Origin of the sequence: Streptomyces sp. WG5, assembly GCF_049974565.1 — a bacterium.
GTDB lineage: Bacteria > Actinomycetota > Actinomycetes > Streptomycetales > Streptomycetaceae > Streptomyces.
Map to the genome: position 1 here is coordinate 149644 of NZ_JBNGGC010000018.1, position 20633 is coordinate 170276.

Annotated in this window: 21 protein-coding genes; 12 read left to right on the forward strand and 9 right to left on the reverse strand. The window is 71.3% G+C overall.

Annotated elements, in window-relative coordinates; all coding sequences use genetic code 11:
• Nucleotides 1–75 precede the first annotated feature (75 nt).
• Nucleotides 76–342, forward strand: coding sequence for a twin-arginine translocation signal domain-containing protein (locus ACP4IX_RS20870; RefSeq protein ID WP_426522268.1), 267 nt, complete (start codon nt 76–78; stop codon nt 340–342).
• Nucleotides 339–1403 (forward strand): peptidoglycan recognition protein family protein, encoded by a 1065-nt coding sequence (locus tag ACP4IX_RS20875; protein WP_426522267.1) that lies wholly within the window; start codon nt 339–341, stop codon nt 1401–1403. Before ACP4IX_RS20870 ends, ACP4IX_RS20875 begins: the two co-directional genes overlap by 4 nt.
• Nucleotides 1404–1444: 41 nt before the next feature.
• Here ACP4IX_RS20875 and mqnP read toward each other — a convergent pair whose 3' ends face one another.
• On the reverse strand, nt 1445–2350 hold the full coding sequence (mqnP, locus tag ACP4IX_RS20880; protein ID WP_426556322.1) for a menaquinone biosynthesis prenyltransferase MqnP: 906 nt from the start codon (nt 2348–2350) through the stop codon (nt 1445–1447).
• Nucleotides 2347–3804: a menaquinone biosynthesis decarboxylase gene (locus ACP4IX_RS20885; protein WP_426556323.1), complete on the reverse strand. Its 1458-nt coding sequence runs from the start codon at nt 3802–3804 to the stop codon at nt 2347–2349. Before ACP4IX_RS20885 ends, mqnP begins: the two co-directional genes overlap by 4 nt.
• Before the next feature lie 90 nt (nt 3805–3894).
• On the opposite strand from ACP4IX_RS20885, the gene ACP4IX_RS20890 reads away from it, so the two are divergent.
• On the forward strand, nt 3895–4287 hold the full coding sequence (locus ACP4IX_RS20890) for a PLD nuclease N-terminal domain-containing protein (RefSeq protein ID WP_426556324.1): 393 nt from the start codon (nt 3895–3897) through the stop codon (nt 4285–4287).
• Nucleotides 4288–4299: 12 nt separating this feature from the next.
• Here the strand turns inward: ACP4IX_RS20890 and ACP4IX_RS20895 are convergent, their stop codons facing one another.
• Nucleotides 4300–6186 carry a serine/threonine protein kinase gene (locus ACP4IX_RS20895; protein WP_426556325.1) on the reverse strand — a complete coding sequence of 629 codons (1887 nt, stop codon included), beginning with the start codon at nt 6184–6186 and terminating at the stop codon, nt 4300–4302.
• A 647-nt stretch (nt 6187–6833) separates the two neighbouring features.
• Here ACP4IX_RS20895 and ACP4IX_RS20900 point away from each other — a divergent pair.
• Together ACP4IX_RS20900 and ACP4IX_RS20905 are read left to right on the forward strand one after the other, a co-directional pair.
• On the forward strand, nt 6834–7274 hold the full coding sequence (locus tag ACP4IX_RS20900) for a peptidoglycan-binding domain-containing protein (protein WP_426556326.1): 441 nt from the start codon (nt 6834–6836) through the stop codon (nt 7272–7274).
• 85 nt (nt 7275–7359) lie between these two features.
• Nucleotides 7360–7803: a peptidoglycan-binding domain-containing protein gene (locus tag ACP4IX_RS20905; protein ID WP_426556327.1), complete on the forward strand. Its 444-nt coding sequence runs from the start codon at nt 7360–7362 to the stop codon at nt 7801–7803.
• Nucleotides 7804–8064: 261 nt separating this feature from the next.
• Here the strand turns inward: ACP4IX_RS20905 and ACP4IX_RS20910 are convergent, their stop codons facing one another.
• Complete coding sequence (locus tag ACP4IX_RS20910) at nt 8065–8490, reverse strand: MerR family transcriptional regulator (RefSeq protein WP_426556328.1); 426 nt, start codon at nt 8488–8490, stop codon at nt 8065–8067.
• Nucleotides 8491–8555: 65 nt separating this feature from the next.
• On the opposite strand from ACP4IX_RS20910, the gene ACP4IX_RS20915 reads away from it, so the two are divergent.
• The 7 genes from ACP4IX_RS20915 to ACP4IX_RS20945 all read left to right on the forward strand — a co-directional run bounded on the left by ACP4IX_RS20915 (nt 8556) and on the right by ACP4IX_RS20945 (nt 14729).
• On the forward strand, nt 8556–8891 hold the full coding sequence (locus ACP4IX_RS20915) for an EthD domain-containing protein (RefSeq protein WP_426556329.1): 336 nt from the start codon (nt 8556–8558) through the stop codon (nt 8889–8891).
• 62 nt (nt 8892–8953) lie between these two features.
• Nucleotides 8954–9676: a MerR family transcriptional regulator gene (locus tag ACP4IX_RS20920; protein ID WP_426522258.1), complete on the forward strand. Its 723-nt coding sequence runs from the start codon at nt 8954–8956 to the stop codon at nt 9674–9676.
• Nucleotides 9677–9808: 132 nt separating this feature from the next.
• Entirely contained in the window at nt 9809–11209 is a 1401-nt protein-coding gene (locus ACP4IX_RS20925) for a condensation domain-containing protein (protein WP_426556330.1), read from the forward strand.
• A gap of 108 nt (nt 11210–11317) precedes the next feature.
• Nucleotides 11318–12034: a tRNA-dependent cyclodipeptide synthase gene (locus ACP4IX_RS20930; protein WP_426522256.1), complete on the forward strand. Its 717-nt coding sequence runs from the start codon at nt 11318–11320 to the stop codon at nt 12032–12034.
• A gap of 12 nt (nt 12035–12046) precedes the next feature.
• Entirely contained in the window at nt 12047–12853 is an 807-nt protein-coding gene (locus tag ACP4IX_RS20935) for a class I SAM-dependent DNA methyltransferase (RefSeq protein ID WP_426522255.1), read from the forward strand.
• Nucleotides 12850–13884 carry a squalene/phytoene synthase family protein gene (locus ACP4IX_RS20940; RefSeq protein ID WP_426556331.1) on the forward strand — a complete coding sequence of 345 codons (1035 nt, stop codon included), beginning with the start codon at nt 12850–12852 and terminating at the stop codon, nt 13882–13884. Before ACP4IX_RS20935 ends, ACP4IX_RS20940 begins: the two co-directional genes overlap by 4 nt.
• Nucleotides 13881–14729: an SAM-dependent methyltransferase gene (locus ACP4IX_RS20945; RefSeq protein WP_426556332.1), complete on the forward strand. Its 849-nt coding sequence runs from the start codon at nt 13881–13883 to the stop codon at nt 14727–14729. The genes ACP4IX_RS20940 and ACP4IX_RS20945 overlap by 4 nt, the downstream gene beginning before the upstream one ends.
• Nucleotides 14730–14765: 36 nt before the next feature.
• Here ACP4IX_RS20945 and ccsB read toward each other — a convergent pair whose 3' ends face one another.
• The 5 genes from ccsB to ACP4IX_RS20970 all read right to left on the reverse strand — a co-directional run bounded on the left by ccsB (nt 14766) and on the right by ACP4IX_RS20970 (nt 20462).
• Nucleotides 14766–15899, reverse strand: a complete 1134-nt coding sequence (gene ccsB, locus ACP4IX_RS20950) for a c-type cytochrome biogenesis protein CcsB (RefSeq protein WP_426522252.1) — start codon at nt 15897–15899, stop codon at nt 14766–14768.
• Nucleotides 15896–17638, reverse strand: coding sequence for a cytochrome c biogenesis protein ResB (resB, locus tag ACP4IX_RS20955; RefSeq protein WP_426556333.1), 1743 nt, complete (start codon nt 17636–17638; stop codon nt 15896–15898). Before resB ends, ccsB begins: the two co-directional genes overlap by 4 nt.
• Before the next feature lie 3 nt (nt 17639–17641).
• Nucleotides 17642–18412, reverse strand: a complete 771-nt coding sequence (locus tag ACP4IX_RS20960) for a cytochrome c biogenesis CcdA family protein (RefSeq protein ID WP_426556334.1) — start codon at nt 18410–18412, stop codon at nt 17642–17644.
• A gap of 1 nt (nt 18413) precedes the next feature.
• On the reverse strand, nt 18414–19088 hold the full coding sequence (locus tag ACP4IX_RS20965; protein ID WP_426522249.1) for a TlpA family protein disulfide reductase: 675 nt from the start codon (nt 19086–19088) through the stop codon (nt 18414–18416).
• Between the two features lie 66 nt (nt 19089–19154).
• On the reverse strand, nt 19155–20462 hold the full coding sequence (locus ACP4IX_RS20970) for a hypothetical protein (protein WP_426556335.1): 1308 nt from the start codon (nt 20460–20462) through the stop codon (nt 19155–19157).
• Nucleotides 20463–20633 lie beyond the last annotated feature (171 nt).

A 20633-nucleotide genomic window follows, 5' to 3' on the forward strand; every position in this document is an offset into this window, starting at 1 on the left:
CGGCCGACCGGCCGGCCGCACTCCCGCGCTGCCGCCGAAGACGCGCCACCAGCGAAGACCCGAAGAGGAGACAGCGTGCCCCCCGAGCACACCACGCGCCGAGGCTTCATCGGCATGGCAGGCCGGACGGCCGCGGCCGTCACCGCGGCGGCCGCCCTGCCGGTCATCTGTACCGGTCCGGCCCACGCAGCCGGCGAGGACGAACTCTCCTTCGTCCTGAGCCACGACCACCCCGACGCGATCATCCCCGACGTGTCCGACGCCGACTACGCGGCGGGCGTCTCCCGCGAGCCGCTGAACGCGACGTGCGGCTGCGCGCTGCCCGGAGGTGAGGGCGCGTGAGCATCCCCCGTTTCGTCCCCCGCGCCTCCTGGGGCGCCCGGTCGGCCACCAAGATCAGCACGAACATCTCCCCGGAGCTCGGGGGCGTCGCCATCCACCACACCGGAGGGTTCCGCTTCGCCGCCGCCGACCACCGCGACTGCGCGGGCCAGGTCCGGGGCATCCAGCGGGACCACATGGACGGCAACGGCTGGTGGGACATCGCCTACACCTACCTGGTGTGCAATCACGGCTACGTGTTCGAGGGCCGGGGCGTGGGGCTCCGCTCCGCCGCCAACGGCTCCGACTTCGGCAATCAGCGGTACTACGCCATCTGCGGCCTGGTCGGCGGCTTCCTCGTCTACGACGAGATCACGCCGCAGCTCGTCTACGGCTTCCGCAGCGCCATCGCCCACCTGCGCAGCGTCGGCAACGCGGGCACGGGCACGGAACCGCACGGCATCTTCGTCTCGACCGACTGCCCGGGGTCGCGCCTCTACAGCCTCATGCCCGACATGGAACCGGGGCCGGGCAAGGGCAGCGGGGGCTGGGTGCCGAAGCCTCCCCCGCCCATGGACTCCTCGTACCCGTCGGCTCCCGTCTTCCCGGGTGTGTTCCTGCACTACCCGCCCGCGACGGTGCACTCGAGCGCCCGCACGTGGCAGCAGCGCATGGCGGCCCGCGGCTGGTCGATATCGGTGGACGGCGTCTACGGCGAGCAGTCCCGCCGGGTCTGCCTGGCCTTCCAGCAGGAGAAGGGACTGACCGTCGACGGCGTGGTCGGCGCCCGTACCTGGTACGCGGCCTGGAACACGCCCGTCACGAGCGGCGGCTCCGACCCGTCCGCGGCCCCGGCGTGGCCCGGCACCCTGTTCAGCTACCCGCCGGCCACCGTCCACCCCGGCGTCCGCACCTGGCAGCAGCGCATGGCCGCGCGTGGCTGGAACATCGGCACCGACGGTGTGTACGGGCCGCAGTCCCGCACCGTGTGCCTCGCCTTCCAGCGGGAGAAGGGGCTCACCCCCGACGGCATCGTCGGCCCTGCCACCTGGCAGGCGGCTTGGGCCTCGCCCGTCACCTGAGGCGCACCGTCACGCGGCCGGGCCGTCACACGGCCGGGCCGTCACACCGTCAGGCCCCGCACCAGCAGGTCCAGCAGCGCGCACACGAACAGGGCGATGCCGATGAAGCCGTTGACGGAGAAGAACGCCCTGTTCAGGCGGGTCAGGTCGTGCGGGCGGACGATGGTGTGCTCGTAGCCGAAGGCGGCCGCGACGATCAGCAGGCCGAGCCAGAAGAAGGCGCCGGCGCCGGTGGCGACGGCGTACCAGGCGAACAGGGCCGTGGTGACCGTGTGGCAGGCGCGGGCGCCCCAGATCGCGGCGGGGATGCCGAAGCGGGCCGGGACCGACTTCACGCCGACCTGCCGGTCGGTCTCGACGTCCTGGCAGGCGTAGATCAGGTCGAAGCCGCCGATCCAGATGCCGACCGCGAGGCCGAGGATCACGGCCTCCCAGGACCACTCACCGGTGATCGCCAGCCAGCCGCCGATCGGGCCCATCGCCTGGGCGAGGCCCAGGATGGCCTGCGGGAAGTTCGTGAACCGCTTGCCGTACGGGTAGACCACCATGGGGATCACCGCGACGGGGGCCAGGGCGAGGCAGAGCGGGTTGAGCAGGGCCGCCGCGCCCAGGAAGACGACGAGGGCGACCAGCGCGCCGGTCCAGGCGTGCCTGACCGACATGGCGCCGGTGACCAGTTCGCGGTGGGCGGTGCGCGGGTTGCGGGCGTCGATCTCGCGGTCGATGATCCGGTTGACCGCCATCGCGAAGGTGCGCAGGCCGACCATGGCGACGGTGACCAGGAACAGCCTGCCCCAGTGGATGTTCTCGTCCCACTCGTACATCGCGGTGAGGGCGGCGATGTAGGCGAAGGGCAGCGCGAAGACCGAGTGCTCGATCATCACCAGGCGCAGGAACGCCTTGGTGCGCCCAGGCTGCTGCGGCAGCGCGGCGGAAGCCGACGTCACAGTCCGTACTCCTTCCAGCGGCGGTCGACCTTCGCCGCCGTCTCCGGGTCGGACAGCACCATGTCCGGCCAGCCCCCGTCCCGCGTGTACCCCTCCTCGGGCAGCTTCTTCGTGGCGTCGATGCCGGCCTTGCCGCCCCAGAACTGCTGGTAGGAGGCGTGGTCGAGGTGGTCGACCGGGCCTTCGACGACGGTGAGGTCGCGGGCGTAGTCGGTGTTGCCGAGGGCCCGCCAGGCGACCTCGTGCAGGTCGTGGACGTCGCAGTCGGAGTCGACGACCACGATCAGCTTGGTCAGGGACATCATGTGGGCGCCCCAGATGGCGTGCATGACCTTCTGGGCGTGCTTCGGGTACTTCTTGTCGATCGAGACGATCGCGCAGTTGTGGAAGCCGCCGGCCTCGGGGAGGTGGTAGTCCACGATGTCCGGGACGATGATCTTGAGAAGCGGGAGGAAGAAGCGCTCCGTCGCCCTCCCCAGCGGGCCGTCCTCCGTCGGGGGCCGCCCGACGACGATCGACTGGAGCAGCGGACGCTTCCGCATCGTCACGCAGTCGATCTTCAGGGCGGGGAAGGGCTCCTGCGGGGTGTAGAAGCCGGTGTGGTCGCCGAAGGGGCCCTCGGGGAGCATCTCGCCGGGCTCCAGCCAGCCCTCGATGATGACCTCCGCCTGCGCCGGCACCTGGAGCGGGACGGTCTTGCAGTCGACCATCTCGATCCGCTTGCCCTGCAGGAACCCGGCGAACAGGTACTCGTCGATGTCGCCGGGGAGCGGGGCGGTGGAGGCGTACGTCACGGCGGGCGGGCAGCCGAAGGCGATGGCGACCGGCAGGCGCTCGCCGCGACGGGCGGCGACCTGGTAGTGGTTCCGGCTGTCCTTGTGGATCTGCCAGTGCATGCCGATGGTGCGCTTGTCGTGGCGCTGGAGGCGGTAGAGGCCCAGGTTGCGGATGCCCGTCTCCGGGTCCTTGGTGTGGGTGAGGCCCAGGTTGAAGAAGGAACCGCCGTCGTCGGGCCAGGTGAAGAGGGCGGGGAGCCGGTCGAGGTCCACGTCGTCGCCGGTGAGGACGACCTCCTGCACGGGCGCGCTGCCCGGCTTCACCTTCTTCGGCGGTACGTGCGTCATCGCGCCGAGCTTCCCGAAGGCCTCGCGAATGCCGACGAAGCCCTGGGGCAGCTCGGGCTTCAGCAGCCCGCCGATCTTGTCCGAGATGTCGGAGTACGACTTCAGGCCGAGGGCCTTGAGCAGGCGCCGGTCGGTGCCGAAGACGTTCATCGCGAGGGGCATGTCGGAGCCCTTCACGTTCTCGAAGAGCAGGGCGGGGCCGCCGGCCTTGTTCACTCGGTCGACGATCTCCCCGATCTCCAGGTGGGGATCCACCTCGGCCTTGATGCGCTTGAGGTCGCCGTCGCGCTCCAGGGCCCTGAGCAGGGAGCGAAGATCGTCGTAAGCCATGCCGTCCAGTATCCCCGAGCGGCTACCCTGGCCCTGTACCTGGGGGCAGTGACGCGTCCCCGCCCATCGCTTCCGCTGGAGAGAGGCCCCATGCTCCGGGTGCTGATGTTCGTCGTACCACTGGCGTTGAGCGTCTACGCGTTCATCGACTGCATCAGCACGAAGGACGCCGACATCCGCCACATGCCCAAACCGCTGTGGGCGATCCTCGTCCTGCTCTTCCCGCTGGTCGGCTCGATCTCCTGGCTCATCGCCGGCAAGAAGCGGCAGCCGGCGGGCGCGTCGCCCCGGCTGGGCGGCGGCCGGCGGCAGTGGGTCGCGCCGGACGACAATCCCGAGTTCCTGAAGTCCCTCGACAAGGACGAGGAGAAGCGCGGGAACGAAAACCGGGGCGACCGGGGCGAGGGCGGCCCGTCGGACAGCGGCCGGAGCGGCCCCGAGGACGACGAGGACCGCAGGGGCGGCAGGCGGGACGAGGTCTGACGCTCCTCCGCGTCAGATCCTGGTCCAGCGCTGGGAGGCGGAGCCGGTACACGTCGTGGTCGTCAGGCCGACCATGGACGCCCGGCGGTTGAGATCGAGGCAGCCGCCCGTGGTGAGGCTCCTGAGCGAACCGTTCGCCCCCTCCCGCCACTCTCCGCCCGCCTGGCCGCAGGCGGCCCTGACGAGCCAGGCGTTCGCACTCCTGGCGTGGACGCACTGGGCCTTCCCCACGCTGAGGATCCTGAAGGCTCCGCCCGAGGTGCTCTGGAAGCGGAAGACGGCCATGTCGCCCGAGCAGTCGCCGTCGTCGATGGGGTAGCCGACGTACATGCACTTCCCGCTCGACCCGTTCCTCAGCATGAAGCCGTCCGACGTGGACCCGCCGCCGCCTTCCGAGCCGCCGTTGCCGGACCCACCCGCTCCGGACCCGCTTCCGGAGCCGGAGGCACCCGATCCGGACGACCCACCCGCACCGGACGATCCACCCGCTCCGGAGGAGCCGTCGGGGCCCGAACCGCCGGAGCCCGAGCCGCCGCCGGACGCTCCTGTCGCGGCAGCCGCGCCCCCGCCCCCGCCGGGCGCGGTGCCGTCGCCGGCCTGTCCTCCGCCGTCCTCCCCTTCCCTGCTCCTGTCCTTCGTGTCCTTCTTCCCGTCGCCAGGACTGCCGGAAGCGGAGGCGCTCGGGCCGGTCGGACCGGTCGAGCCGGTGGCGGAGTCCGCGGGGCCCGGGGTGGCGGTTCCGGTGGCCGCGGGCGGCGCGCCCGCGGCCCGGTCCTTGTCCGATTCGCTCATCACGTACGGCAGCAGCGTGACGCTCAGCGTGGCCCCCGTCACGACGACCGGGACCACCAGCGCCAGCACCTTCGTACGCCGCCGCCGCTCACGCTTCTCCGGCTGTCCGCCCGTGACCACGGGGACGGACGGCACAGAAGGTGCCGCCTCGTCCGGCTCGGGGAGCTGCACGGGCTCCGGGACCGTCGAGGCGAAAGCCGCCCGCCCGGCCAGCGGACCGCTCACCGCCTCGGGCCACAGGGGCGGAGTGAACGGACCGTGCCGCTCCGCGATCTCCACCAGCTCGGCCGCCGTCGGCCGGCCCTCGTGGTCCTTGTCCAGGCAGGACGCGACGACGTCGGCGAGTTCGTCGTCCAGCTCCCGGAGCGGCTGGAGGTCGGGTTCCTCGTGCACGATGCGGTACAGCACGGCGTGCCCGGACTCGTCGCCGAAGGGCGGCCGGCCGCTCGCCGCGTACGCGATCACCGAGCCGAGCGCGAAGACGTCGACGACGCCGCTCGACGCCCGTTTCCCGGAGGCCTGCTCGGGCGACATGTACGCGGGCGTGCCCACCACCATGCCGGTCTGCGTCAACTGGCTCTGCTCGGCGGCCCGGGCGACACCGAAGTCGATGAGGGTGAGGCCGTCGAGGGTCAGCATGACGTTGGACGGTTTGAGGTCGCGGTGGATCATGTCCAGCGCGTGCACCGACGCCAGTGCGGTGGCGGCCTCCCGCAGGACGAGCCACAACGCCTCCGCGGGCAGGGGCCCGTGCAGGTCGACGGCCTCGCGCAGGGTGATGCCGGGCACGTAGGCGGTGGCGAACCACGGCGGCCGGGCGTCCCGGTCACCGGCGAGCAACGGTGCGGTGGCCTCCTCGGGCAGACGCGCGAGGTTGTCCAGCTCGTGTCCGAAGCGGCGGAGGAAGTCGTTGTCCTCGGCGATCGCCGCCGGCAGCACCTGTTTGACGGCCGCGTACCGGCCCTCGTGGACACCGAGATAGACGCGGCCCATACCGCCGACGCCGAGCCGTCCCAGCAGCGGGATCGGTCCGATCCGGCGCGGGTCGTCATCCTCCAGCGGCTCGGCGCCACTGCCCGTGAGGCCGCTTCCGGCTTCCCCGCTCAACTCTCTCCCCGTTCACCGGCTGCCGCGAGCTCCCGTGTGGGCGGTCACGGCCACGGACCGAAAGCTACATCTTTAGCACGGCCGCCCCAAGTGCCGCTCCCGCAACACCGCATGAGGGATCGTCAGATACATGCCGGACGGACCGCGTCAGCGACTCGATCCGGGTGGCGGTGAGTGCCGCGGTCGCGGAACTCCGGCCGGCGCAGCAGTTCGCCGTGCACCACCTCGACCGCGACGAGCCGTCCGCCCGGGGAACGGCCGAGGAAGACCCGGCCCATGCCGCCCACGCCCCGCCGGCCCGGCAACCGGGTACTCCCCGACGGAGCGCGGGGCGTCCGGCTCCCGCGCCGGCACGGATGCCTCACGGCGCGCGGCCTCCACCCGGTCTCTCCCCGTACGGGCGGGCCGAGCACAGGGGCAGGCGCACCTCGTTCCCCGAACCGGACGTCTCCCCCGTCCCAGCTCCGGCGGCATCGGCGCAGGTCATCGGGCGGGACGTCCCTGAGAGCCCCCGGGACGTCCCGGAGTCTCCCGAGACGTCCCGGAGTGCTTGCCCATCGGTGGGCGCGAACCCAGGATCGACACCGCCGGGCGAGGCCCCGTCCACCGGCCGGGCCCTCGACGCAGGAGCAGGAGTCTGGAGACGAATGAACCTCAGAAAGAAGCTCGTCGGTGCCACCAGTGTCCTCGCGGTCTCCGCGGGCCTTCTCGGGGCAGGCGTCGTCACCGCGCCCGCCGCGCACGCCGCTTCGACCTGTACGACGGCGGTGCTGACGAACATGGGCGGCCACTACTACGCGAACCAGCCGTCCACGAACAGCTGGTCCACGAACTGCCTCCTCTCGCAGGGCAACCAGGGCTACGCGGTGGAGGCCCTCCAGCGGTCGTTGAAGCGGTGCGTGAACGCGTGGACGCAGAACAACGTCGTCGTGGACGGCATCTACGGACCGAAGACCGCACAGGCCGTGAGGTACGCGCAGGCGAAGTACGGCGTCGCGGTGGACGGCGTGTACGGGCCCGACACCCGTGACGCCATGCGCTGGTGGTCGGAGAACTACGGCAGCGGCGGCGACGCGTGCCGTAGCTGACGGGACCGCCCGCACGGGCCGTCCACCGCCGCGGCCCCGCCCACCGCGAGGCGGGCCCACACCGATTCCCGATGGAAGGAACCCCATGAACCTACGCCGTACCGCGGCTTCCCTCGCCACCCTCGGACTCGTCGCCACCGGCGCGGTCGTCGGCGCGGCGGGCACCGCCCAGGCCGCCACCCACTGCCAGGGAACCTCGACGTACTCCACCCAGTACGGCGAGTACCTGAAGCCGACCACGACGAACGGCAGCCGCAACGTCAACTGCCTCCTCTCCAGCGGTGACGGCTTCAACGGTGGCGGTCAGAACGCGGCCGTCAAGCAACTCCAGCGGTCGCTGAACAGGTGCTTCCCCGGCACGGACCTGGATGTGGACGGCATGTACGGGCCTGCCACCGTCAACAAGGTGAAGGAGGCGCAGCGGAGCAAGGGCATCGCCGCGGACGGCGTGTTCGGCCCGCAGACCTCCCGGTACATGAACTGGGCGATGAAGGGCGCGACCGGCTGCACGTACGGCGGCGTCGCCTAGCCGACCGCTCCTGGCGGCCCGCCGACGGGGGTGGCGGGCCGCCAGGTCACCGGCGTACGCGGTGAAACTCCTCGGCGGCGGCACGGTGCCCGGAGCGTGGCGGTCGACCGGGCCGCCGTCCGATGTCCTGCCGGCCCGGCACCAGCGCCGGCGACGACGCCTGCGGTGCCACGTCCGGCCCGTGCCCCGCCCCGGCGGATGCCGAGGAGGGACGGCGCGGGCACACCCGGGAGACCCGGCACACCCGCTGCCGGCGCCGCTTCACCGACCACGCGGTACTGGAGTGCCGCGCCCGAGCCGGGCGGTGTCCTCCGGTGCGGCGTCGTCCGCCGACCGCGCCAGGTACGCGTGGTTGTCCTCGATGAGGCGGTCCAGCGCGTCCCTGGCGGCGGCGAGGCTGTCGATGGCCCCGGACAGCCGGGCCCGCTCGCGGCCCATGATCTCCAGTGCCTGCCGCGCCCTGTCCTCGCTCGGCTCGGCCATGCAGGGCACCATCTCGGCGATGGTGCCGCTGGACATGTCCGCCGCCAGGAACGCCCGCACCAGGCGCACCCGCTGGACGTGCTCCTCCTCGTAGTGGCGCTGTCCGCTGGGCGAGCGGGAGCTGACGAGCAGACCCTGCTCCTCGTAGTAGCGCAGCGACCGGCGGCTGGCTCCCGTCCGGGCGGAGAGTTCACCGATCCGCATGCCGCGCTCCTCCGTGCTTCCGGCCACTTGACCCTGACACTGATGTGAGCTTTTAGGTTACCTCCATGCTGAAGCTCATCTTCATGATCAACCGCGTCGAGGGAATGTCGTACGAGCGTTTCGTCGAGCACCACCGGGACCAGCACGCGCCGCTGTTCACCTCCATCCCGGAGGCGGAGCGCTACGTGCGCAAGTACACCGTGTCCCACCCGGTACCCGCCGGGAACTACCCGCGCCGGGCCTACGACGGCCTGACGGAGATCTGGTTCGACGACTGGGAGGACCACGACGCCTTCTTCGCCTCCGACAACTACCGGACACGGGTCAACCCCGACGAAGCACGCTTCATCGACATGGACTCGGTGGCCGTGATGGTCACCGAGGAGAAGGTGGTCATCTGACGGACCGGCGCGACGGCGGAGACGGAGTCGGCTCTCGCGGTGGCTGCCCTAGGCTGCGGTCCGTGACGCCAGACGAGCGCCGTCTCCGCACCGTCGACCTGGCCCGGTCGGCCGGCCTCTCGACGCAGCAGATCCGCAACTACGAGGACGCCGGTGTCCTTCCCCCGGCCGGGCGGACCGATTCCGGGTACCGCGTCTTCGGGGAGGTGCACCGGCACGCGCTGCTGACGTACCGGGCGTTGCGCAAGGGGTACGAGCCGTTGACGGCGACGCGGGTCATGCGGGCCGTGCACGACGGGGACGTACCCGGCGCGCTCGCCCTGGTGGACGCCGCGCACGCCGCCCTGCACGAAGAGCGGGTGTCGCTGCGGGCCGCGAGCGACGCGCTCGAGGCGCTCGCCCGGGACGAGCCCGAGCCGCTGCCCCGCCCGGGCGGCGGCCTGCGCATCGGCGAGGCCGCCGCGCTGATCGGCGTACGGACGTCCGCGCTGCGGGTGTGGGAGTCCGCGGGGCTGCTCGCACCCGGCCGGGACCATGGCACCGGGTACCGCGTGTACGGTCCCGCCGACGTGCGCGACGCGCGGGTCGTGCGCACCCTGCGCCGCAGCCACCACCCCTTCGACCAGATCCGCCCCGTCCTGGCCGGCCTGCGGCGCGAGGGCGGCGGCGAGGCCCTGCGGGCGGCGCTCGGGGCGCGCGGGCACCTCCTCACCGCGCGGACCCGGGCGATGCTCGCGGGAGCGGGCGCCCTCCACGCCTATCTGGAGCGCACCGGCCCCGGGTGAACGACAGCACCCCGAACCGCCGTTCGAGAAGCCATCCGTTCCGTTGAACCGTGGCGACACCTCACGTGCGCGGTCGCGGCCACGGCATTCCCTTGGTCGGGTCTGTTACACCTGCGAACGGAGACTCCCCTCGTGCGAATGACCGACATCCAGCGCTGCGAGATCCGGCCGGGGCGCCTCGTCGAGTGGACGCTCAGTCCCAGGACCCTCGACATCGCGGCGTCGTTGCCCGAGGACACCCGGCCACCGGCGTACATCCAGGAGTCGCACATCCGCACCGCCCGGTCGGTCCGCGAGGGCGGTCTGTCCGTGCCGACCTGGCTCGGCACGGCCTTCGACATCCCCGGCCCGGTCGATCTCGACGTACTCCAGGAGGCGCTGCGGGCGTGGACCCTCCGGCACGAGACGCTGCGCAGCGGCTTCCGCTGGAGTGGTGCGGCCGGTGACCCGATGCGGCGGTTCACCCTCGACGCGGACGCCGTCTTCCTGCACCGCGAGGACGTCGGCGACTTCCCGGAGGCCTCCGGTCTGGCCCGCCGCCTCCAGGACCGCTTCGACCACGTCGCGGACGCGCTGCACTGGCCGAACCTGATCTACGCGGCGGTCGTCCGCGACGACGGCGTCAGCGTCTACATGGCCTTCGACCACAGCAACGTCGACGCCTACTCCATCTACCGCATCCCCGCCGAGATCGACGAGTTGTACACGGCGGGCGTCGAGGGCCGGACCGTGCCGCGTCCGCCGGTCGGCAGCTACGTCGACTTCTGCGAGGCCGAGCGGGCGAACGCGGACCGGATCGACGGCTCCCACGACATCGTCGCCCGCTGGCGGGAGTTCATCCGGCGGTGCGGGGGGCGGCTGCCCTCCTTCCCCGTCGACCTCGGCGTGGAGCCCGGCGGCGCGCTGCCCGAGCAACGCCTCCTGCGCGAACCGCTGGTGGACGCCGCCGACGCCGCCGCCTTCGAGGCGTACTGCCGTCCCTACGGCGGCAGCCTGATCGGCGTGCTGGCCGCCACCGCGCTCATCGTCCACGAGATCGGCGGCGCGCCCGTCTACCGCACGGTCGTGCCGTTCCACACCAGGTCGCGGTCCCAGTGGTCCCAGTCCGTGGGCTGGTACGTCGGCGGCGCGCCGATCGAGATCCCCGTGACGGGGGCCCAGGACTTCCCGGGCACCCTGCGCACCGTGCGGGCCGAACTCCAGGCCAACCGGCGGCTGTCCCGGATGCCGGTCGACCGGGTGCTGCGCCTGCTCGGCACGGACTTCCGGCCCACGTCACCGGACCTGTACTCGATCGTGTCCTACGTCGACGCCCGCGACGTCCCCGGCTCCGGCCGCTGGCCGGACCGGACGGCGTACGCCCTGCTCAGGGTCTCGTACGGCGACCAGATGTGCGCGTGGGTCACCCGGCTCCCGGAGGGCCTGTGGTTCGCGAGCCGCTACCCGGACACCGACATGGCGCACAAGAACCTGCGCCTGTACGTCGAGCGGCTGCGGGACATCGTCACGGGCGTCGCCCGTCCACGTTCCTAGGAATGCCGTCCGCCTTTTCGCACCTCTTATTGCGCCGCTCCCTTACCTCTCTCACCCGTCAGGCTCGGCCAGAGTTTGCGAACCGCATCGGATGTGTAATGTTCCAACGTGTCGGAACCCGCAACCTTTTCACTCGAGCCATTGACAGATCAATGCGCGTCGATTTGCGCCCGCAAGGAGCACGTAGTCCTCGGCGTCAGCCCGGGGAACAGCTATTTCCGGGTCGCTCTGCTCACTGATCTTCTTCGCTGGCTCAGCGACAATTTCGCGCGGGTGGACGTCGTCGTCCCGGACGCGGCACTGATCCACACCTTCACCGCTCTCGGCTACGCGCCCGAGCGGGCGGCCGGCAAGGTACGGGCCGAGATCAACGTGCTGCGCAACCGCGTCGTGCGTGCGTGGGCCGCCTCGGGCGGCCCACGCGGCGGCGACGGTGTCCACCTGATGTCCGAGCTCACCGACCGGGTCGCGTACCGGAACGCGCTGGCGCGGTGCGAGGCGGCGGTGCGCACGGACGCGGAGCTGCGGAGGGCCTGCCGGACCGCCAGCCGGGAGGTGCTGCTGTCCCGGCGTCCCGCGCGGGAGCCCGTCGACGAGGAAGTCGAGACAGGACTGCGCTATCTGCTCGCGGAACTGCCGTTCTTCGTCGCCTCGGCGGACATCTTCGGCGCGCCGTCCTCCCTGACCTTTTACCACCGCCCCTTTCCCCTCGCCAATCTGATCTTTTCGAGACGCACACGACTTGTGGTCTCGGAACGGCAGGCCTATGCGCTCGTCCGGCCCGTCGATCACTCCCCTCTTCCCCTCAGAACCACGACACGGTAAGGGAATCCACCCATGAGCATGGAGACGCTCACCCATCCCGACCCCTACGCCAATCTCGCGGCGTCGTACGACCGGCTGGCAGAATGGGCCGTCACCGAGCAGCACGAATCCGCGCGCGGCCACATGGCCGATTTCCTCCAGGCGTTCTGGGAAACCAAGCCCGGTCCGGTGCACCGGGTGCTGGAACTGTGCTGCGGTACCGGCCTGATGCTCGCCGAACTCACCCGGCGCGGCTACGCCATGACCGGTCTCGACCGGTCACCGGCGATGCTGGAGCAGGCCAGGCGGCGGCTGGGCGAGGACACCGTCCTGATCCGGTCCGAGCTGCCGGAGATCCCGGACGGCATCGGCGGGTTCGACGCCGTCATCAGCGCCGCCGGCGGGTTCAACTACCTCTCGGAGCGGCAGATCGACGCCACCCTCGCCGCCGTGGCCCGCTTGCTCCCGCCCGGCGGGACGTTCGTCTTCGACGTCTACGGCCAGGGGTTCTTCACCAAGCTCTTCGACCCGTCCGCACCGCGCGTCATGGCGCTGGAGATGGAGGACACCTCCTACATCTGGACGTTCACCACCGCGGCCGGCGACGCCCACTTCGACATGGCCTACAGCCAGTTCCACCGGGACGAGAACGGCACCGGGGACTCGTGGGTCCGCACGCGGGACCTGCACCGCTTCTACAAACTGCCGCACGACACCGTCCGCCGTCTGGCCGCCGAGCACGGCTTCACCGGGGCCGAGGTCCACGACAACTACACGTCCGCCCCCTCCGGCCCGCACACGCTGTACGACACCTGGACCCTCACGCGGGGCACCGGATGACCGCCGCGGACATCCGGGCGGCGAACCTGGGCGACCCGGAGCTCTGCCGCGCCTACGCGGCGTGCGAGTCCTTCCTCCGGCACAACTTCGTGAAGCACTACTTCCTGCTCCGGCAGCTGCTGCCCCCCGGCAGGCGCCCCTACTGGGACGCGGTGCTCACGTTCTCGATCCACGTCGACACCCTCATCGACGACGCCCGCGTGCCGGTCGCGGAGCGCGTCACCCGCTACGACGCCTACCTCCGCGACTTCTTCGCGCTCCTGGACGGGGAGGACCCCTGGACCGGGCCGCCGCAGTCACGCCAGGACGACCTCGGCCGGACCTCCGCCCGGGCCTTCGCGCACTTCACCCGCGTCTGGGACATCCCCCGCGACTCCGTCCAGCTGGCCGCGAAGAGCATCGCCGCCGATCTGCACGTCACCGAGTACGCCTCCTTCACCGATCTGGAGCAGCACATCCGCAGGACCGGCGGCGAGTACAACCTGTGGCTCAACGCCCTGCTCGGGCCCCGGGCCCACCGCAGCGAGGAGGCCAAGGAGCACGCCATGGCCGCCATCCTCGGTCTCCAGCTCACGGACAACCTCCGCGATCTCCGCGAGGACCTCGCGGACGGCCGGCTCTTCCTCCCCCTGGCCGACCTCAAGGCGTTCGGGATCGACCGCGCCGAGCTGGAGGCGGCGGCCCGGGACCGCCGCATGACCGACAGACTGCGCGACCTGGCACGCTTCGAGGCCGAACGCGCGCGTGGCTACCTGGACAGAGCCGCCGACTGGTGGCGCTGGGCGGACGCCGGCGCCCGGGAGCTGCCCCGGCAGTACGTGCGCATGGCCGGGTACATCCTGCGCCAGGTCGCCCACTCCCGCCACGACGTCTTCCACGCCCCCACCCTCCGGGGGCGGCTGGCCTGCATGACCGCCTCGGGCGCCAGCCTCACCCTCGGCTACGCCCGCAGGGCGGCCGGCCGCCGCTTCACCTCCCCCGGCAACACGGCGGGCCGCACGCACACCCCGGAAGGGAACCGCCCGTCATGATGCCGGACCAGCTGGACACCCTCGGAGACTACTACGACTCCCACGCCGAGCTGGCGCACGCGGTGCTGGGCACCCGGGCCATGCACAAGGGCTACTTCACCGGCGGCGGGGACCCCGCCACGTACGCCGAGGCCGCCGACCGCCTCACCCGGACGGCCGGACGACGGCTCCGGCTCGGCCCGGACCACGCCCTGCTCGACATCGGGTCCGGCGGGGGCCAGCCGGCGGTGCTCCTGGCCGAGGAGACGGGGTGCGCCGTCACGGGTGTCGACGCCACCCCCGGCCAGGTGGCCGCCGCCCGGCGCCTGGCGGCGGGCGCGACGGCCCCGGACCGGATCTCCTTCGAGAGCGGTGACGCCAGGCGACTGCCCCTCCCCGCGGACTCCTTCGACCGCGTCCTGATGATGGAGGTCGTCTCCCACCTGCCCGACACCCTCACCGGGGGCAAGGCGGCGGCGTTCGCCGAAGCGGCCCGCTGCCTGCGCCCCGGCGGCCTGCTGGCGCTGGTGGACATGGTCCTGCCGCCCGGGGGCGGTGAACCGGTGGGCGGGGGCTGGATGGACGACGTGCCCTCGGTGCACCTCAGCACACGGCGAAGACTCCTCGGACTCCTCACCGCGGCCGGGTTCGACATCCTCGACGTCGAGGACCTCGGACGGAACACGTGCCACAGCGGCCCCCGGGCCCGGCGTGAGTTCGAAAGCCGCCGCCCCGGCCTGGCCGACGCCTACGGGCACGACGCCGTCGAGCGGATCGTCCCGGTCATGGAGCAGGTGGCCGAGGCCGACGAGCACCTCGGCTACCTCCTGATCACCGCCCGGGCACGACCGAGGCCGGCCCCCTGACACACGTCGGGAGACCGGCCTCGGGCGCTGCCTGGTTCAGAAGCCCACGGACTGGAGGGCGCCCAGGCCCACGTCCGCGTAGGAGTGCTTGCCGGAGACGAAGATGTTGACGCCGTAGTAGTTGAACAGCCAGCAGCCGAAGGCGGCCAGCGCCAGGTAGGCGGCCTTGCGGCCCTTCCAGCCGGCGGTGGCGCGGGCGTGCAGGTAGCCGGCGTAGGCGACCCAGGTGATGAAGGACCAGACCTCCTTGGGGTCCCAGCCCCAGTAGCGGCCCCAGGCGTCGCCCGCCCAGATCGCGCCCGCGATGATCGTGAACGTCCACAGCGGGAAGACGGCGGCGTTGACCCGGTAGGCGAACTTGTCGAGCGAGGCGGCGGCGGGCAGCCGGTCCAGGACCGAGTTGGCGAAGCGGCCCGGGGTGCCGCCGTTCGCGAGCTTGTTCTCGAAGCTGTCCTTGAACAGGTACATGATCGTGGCGACCGCGCCGACGTAGAACACCGCGCCGCAGAAGATCGCCGTGGAGACGTGGATGTACAGCCAGTACGACTGGAGCGCGGGGACCAGCTGGTCGCTGGCGGTGTAGAGGACCTTGACGGCGATACCGAGGTCCAGGAGGACCGTGGTGATCAGGGGGAGGCCGAGCCAGCGGATGTTCTTCTTCAGGGCCAGCAGCAGGAGGTACACGCCGACGGCGACCGTCGTGAACGTGATGTTGAACTCGTACATGTTGCCCCACGGCGCCCGCTGCACCGACAGGGCGCGGGTGAGCACGCCACCGGCCTCGACCGCGAAGGCGAGCACGGTGAGCGAGATGGCGATCCGGCCGTAGAGGTCGCCCTTCTCGGTGCCGCCGTGCGCCCCCGGCCCGTCGGGCACGTCGCGGGTGCCGGTCGCGGCGCGGACGACGACCTTCGGCCGCTCCAGTACGGCGGTGCCGCCGGCCTTGTTCACGGTGACGGCCGGGGCGGCCTTCGTCTGCGCCTCACCGTCCGCGGTGAGTGCGGCGGCGGTGCGGCCGACCTTGCTGCGGCTGCCGAAGGTCCACTCGGCGATGTACGCGAGGAAGGCCAGCGTGTAGACCGCGATCGCGGAGTAGATCAGCGTGTTGCTGGTGTTCGCGAGGTTCTCGTTGGTCGCGGCGGCCAGCTCGGTTGCGGCGGCGAGAGTCACTTCTCAGCCCCTTCGGCAGGTACGACGTGGGTGTCGGGGGAATCGGGGGTGTCGTCGCCGGTCTTCGGCGCGTCGGGTGCGTCGGGTGCCCGCTCGTACAGGATCCCGGCGAGGTCGCCGAGCTCTTCGGGGACCTTCGCGGACTCGCTGCGCCCGAGGCCGGCCATCTCGACGACCGTGACACCGTCGGCGCCCTTGACGGCCCGCACCCAGACGCGGCGGCGCTGGATGAACAGGGAGCCGGCGAGGCCGAGGATGGCGGCGACGGCACCGGCGAGCGCCCAGCCACTGGCGGGCTGCTGGGTGACCTGGAAGCCGGCCCACTCCTGGACGCCCTCGAAGGTGACCGTCCCCGCGCCGTTCGGGAGCGTCATGGTCTCGCCGATCTTGAGCTGCTTCTTGAACAGCTCGCCGTCGGAGTCCTTGAACTCCTCCAGGTTGGTCTTGTCGAGCTGGTAGATGCTCTTCGAGAAGCCCGCGTCGACACCGAGGTCGCCGTGGTAGGCGGAGAGCGCGAGCATCGGGTTGACCAGTGCGGGGAACGTCGAGAGCATCGTGCTGCCCTCGCCGCCGTAGGTCGGCAGGAAGAAGGCGTTGAAGCCGAGCTGCTCCCTCTCGCCCTCGGCGTTGCGGTAGCCGTCCCGGACCATGACGGCACCGGAGGAGGTGACGTTGGAGTCCAGCGGCAGCAGGGCGGTCGCCTCCTTGTCCATGACGACCTTGCCCTTGGCGTCCCGGACGGTGAGGACGGGCGCGTAGCCGTGGCTGACGAGGTAGACCTTGGAGCCGTCGATCTCCAGCGGCTCGTTGACCTTGATGGTGGTCGCCTTGTCCTTGCCGTAGGCGCCTTCGGCGTAGTCGACCGTGGCCTCGTAGACGCGCGGGGTGCCGCGGTTCGGGCCGGTCGGCTCGTAGGTGCCGCGGAAGTCCTTCAGGGTGAAGCTGAAGGGGGCGAGGTCGTGGTCCGGGTCGAAGAGGTTGCCGGACTTGAAGTCGTCGTACTGGGTGAGCGTGTTGGAGAAGCCGTCGCCCTCCACGATCAGCTTGTTGCCCTCGTACTTGAACAGCTGGCCCCAGGCGAAGGCGATCAGCATCACGATCAGCGCGATGTGGAAGAGCAGGTTGCCGGCCTCGCGCAGGTAGCCCTTCTCGGCGGCGACGGCGTCACCGACGGTGTGGGCGCGGAACCGGCGCTTCTTCAGCAGCGCGAGCGCGGCCTCGCGGACCTGCTCGGGCTCGGCCGACGTGCGCCAGGTGGTGTAGGCGGGCAGCCGGGTCAGGCGGCGGGGGGCGCCGGGCGGCCGGCCGCGCAGCTGGCCGACGAACTGCCAGGTGCGCGGGACGATGCAGCCGATGAGGGAGACGAACAGCAGGATGTAGATCGCGGAGAACCACACCGAGCTGTAGACGTGGAAGAGGCCGAGCTTGTCGTAGAGGGGCCCGAGGAAGTCGTGGTTCTCACGGAACTCCTCGACCTTCACCTCGTCGACGCCGCTCTGCGGGATCAGTGAGCCGGGGATCGCGCCCAGCGACAGCAGCAGGAGCAGCAGCAGCGCCACCCGCATCGAGGTGAGCTGCCGCCAGAACCAGCGGGCCCAGCCGATGACGCCCAGGGAGGGGAGGCCGGGGGACTCCTCCCTGGGGGCGGTGGAGAGCTGGGAGCCGGCGGCGCCGAGGTCCTGGTCCTCGCCGGTCGCCGGGGTGTCCGTCGGGGTCTTGCCCGTGGTGGTCTTGCTCATCGGTCAGATCCCTACAGTGAAGCCGTTGGACCAGGTCTGCATGTCCTGCACGATGCTGTCCCACACGCCGGTCAGCAGCAGCAGTCCGGTCGCGATCATCATGACGCCGCCGATCCGCATCACCCACACATAGTGGCGCTTGATCCAGCCGAAGGCGCCGAGCGCCTTGCGGAAGGCGACCGCGGCGAGCACGAAGGGCAGGCCGAGGCCGACGCAGTAGGCGACGGTCAGTACCGCGCCGCGGCCGGCGGTGCCCTGTTCGGCGGAGAGCACCAGCACGGACGAGAGGGTGGGGCCGATGCAGGGCGTCCAGCCGATGCCGAAGAGCGCGCCCAGCACGGGGGCGCCGATCAGGCCGTTCACGGGCTTCTTGTGGAAGCGGAACTCGCGCTGGGTGAGCCAGGGCATCAGGCCCATGAAGAAGACGCCCATGAGGATCATGAACACGCCCAGCACCTTGGTCAGGACGCCCCTGTTCTCCTGGAGCGTCTCGCCGAAGAAGCCGAACAGCGCACCGCTGGAGACGAACACGGCGGTGAAGCCGAGGACGAAGAGGGAGGCGCCGGCGACCATCCGCCCGCGCCGGGCCTCGGCCAGGTCGGTGCCGGTGACCCCGGTCACGTAGGAGAGGTAGCCGGGGACGAGCGGCAGGACGCAGGGCGAGAAGAAGGAGACGAGGCCGCCGAGCAGCGCGATGGGCAGGGCCACCAGCAGGGCGCCGTTGAGCACCGTGCCGTTGGTGCCCGCCACGGCGAGCGTGGACAGTGCGCTCACGTCACTTCTCCGACTCGCCGGACTCGCCGGTGAGGTACGGGGCGAGCATCTTGCGGAGCTTCTCCTCGCTCAGCGCCTGGAGGGTGCGCGCCGCGACCTTCCCCTCCCGGTCGATGATGAGGGTGGAGGGGATGGCCTGCGGGTTGAGGGTGCCCTTCTCGAAGCGGAGCATCAGCTTGCCGGTCGGGTCGTACAGGCTCGGGTAGCTGACCCCGAACTCCTCCTCGAAGGCCTTGGCCGGGCCGGTGGAGGTGTCGCGGGTGTTGATGCCGACGAACTGGACGCCCTGGTCCTTGACGTCCTGGTAGACCTTCTCGAAGTTCTTGGCCTCGGCGCGGCAGGGCGGGCACCAGGAACCCCACACGTTGAGCACGACGACCTTGCCCTTGTAGTCGTCGACGTCCAGCTGCCCCCCGTCGACCGTCTCGCCGGACAGGTCGGGGGCGTCGGCCCGCTCGCCCTTGTCGGCGGTGGAGATGCCGTCCGCGCCGGTGACGAAGCCCGTCTGGCCGCCTCCGCCGGACGTCCCTCCGGAACCGCACGCGGACACGAACAGCGCGACCGCGGCGGCGCCCGTGGTCAGGGCGACACGGCGACGGGCGCGGGCGGTGGTGCGGGCGCGGTTCGAGCGGTTCGAGCGGTTCGAGCGCAGGGGGGCGCTGCTGGCGGCACTCATGTGAAAAGTTTCGCATGTCCGTTCCGGGGATCTTGCGCGCCCCCCTCACGGGCGGAAATCCGCATTTCAGGCGGCGTTCGCGGGGGGTGTCGAGGCGCTCGCGCCGGTCTCCTTCAGGAAGGCGTTCCAGCCGCCGGCCGGCCGCTGCCCCACCTCGACGGTACGGAGTTTGGCGAGCACCTCGGGCTTCTGCACGTCCAGCCAGTCGGTGAACTGGCGGAAGGAGACGAGCCGGATGTCGCCGCCGCTCCCCTTCTCCCTCTCCCTCGCGATGTGCTCGAGGGTGTTCTCGACGGCGTCCATGTAGATGCCGCCGTTCCACTCCTCGAAGTGGTTGCCGATGAAGAAGGGCACCCGGTTCGTCTCGTATGCCCGCTTGAAGCCCGATATGTATGCCTGGGTGGCCTGTTCGCGCCAGCCCGGGTAGCGGTGCGCGGGCGCCTTGGTCGAGTTGACCGACTGGTTGGCGAGGATGTTGTAGTCCATGGACAGCACCTCGAAGGAGTGTCCGGGGAAAGGTATCTGCTGCAACGGCAGGTCCCAGATCCCGTCCTTCTTCGCCGGCCACACCTGGCGGCCGCCGGGCGAGGAGGCGTCGTAGCGCCAGCCGAGCTCGCGGGCGGCGGGCAGCAGGTTGTCCTGGCCGAGCAGGCAGGGCGTACGTCCCCCGACGAGCTCCTTGTCGTAGTCGAAGGGAAGCGGCGGCAGGTCGGTCCAGCCGGTGTTGGTCCGCCACTCCTTCACGAAGGACCTCGCCTGGTCGATCTCGCTGCGCCACTGCGCCGGCGTCCAGTTGCCGACCGTGCCGCTGCCGCCGCAGAAGTGGCCGTTGAAGTGGGTGCCGATCTCGTGGCCGTCCAGCCAGGCCCGGCGCACCCCCGCGAGCGTGTCCTTGATGTGGGCGTCGGTGAGGTAGCCGATGTCGGAGGCGCCGCGCGGGTTGTTCGGCGGGTCGTAGAGGCGCTTCTTCGACTCGGGCAGCAGATACAGGCCCGAGAGGAAGAAGGTCATGTACGCGCCGTGCTCCCGGGCGAGGTCGAGGAAGCGCGGGAAGAGACCGTTGCCGACCTCCCCGGCCCCGTCCCAGGAGAAGACGACGAACTGCGGCGGGGTCTGGCCGGGTTCCAGCGGCACGGGCGCGTCCGGCTGGTGGGGCTGCCTGCCGGTGTACGACGTGGAGCCGTCGCCGAGGGGCCGGGCGGGCGCCTGGCTGCTGCCGGAGGGCGAGGGCTTTCCGGAACCGCCGTCCCGGTGGGCGCCGCCCGGAGCTGTGTGGGAGCCGGAACCGCAGCCCGCGAGCCCTGCCGCGGCCGCGGCGCCCGCGCCGAGTCCGAGCATGCCCCTGCGGGTGAGAGTGCGGGGGGAAGTGCGCATCGCAACCTCGTTCGTCGCGTCCTCTGGTGGTCACTCGGTCAGAGGACGGGACGAACGTGCGGGTTCCGGAAATTCGTGCGGATTCCGTAACGGGTGTCCCGTACGGCCGGTTGTGTGGCCGTACGGGACGGACGGGATGCGGCGGGCGGGACGGTGTGCAGCGGGCGGGCG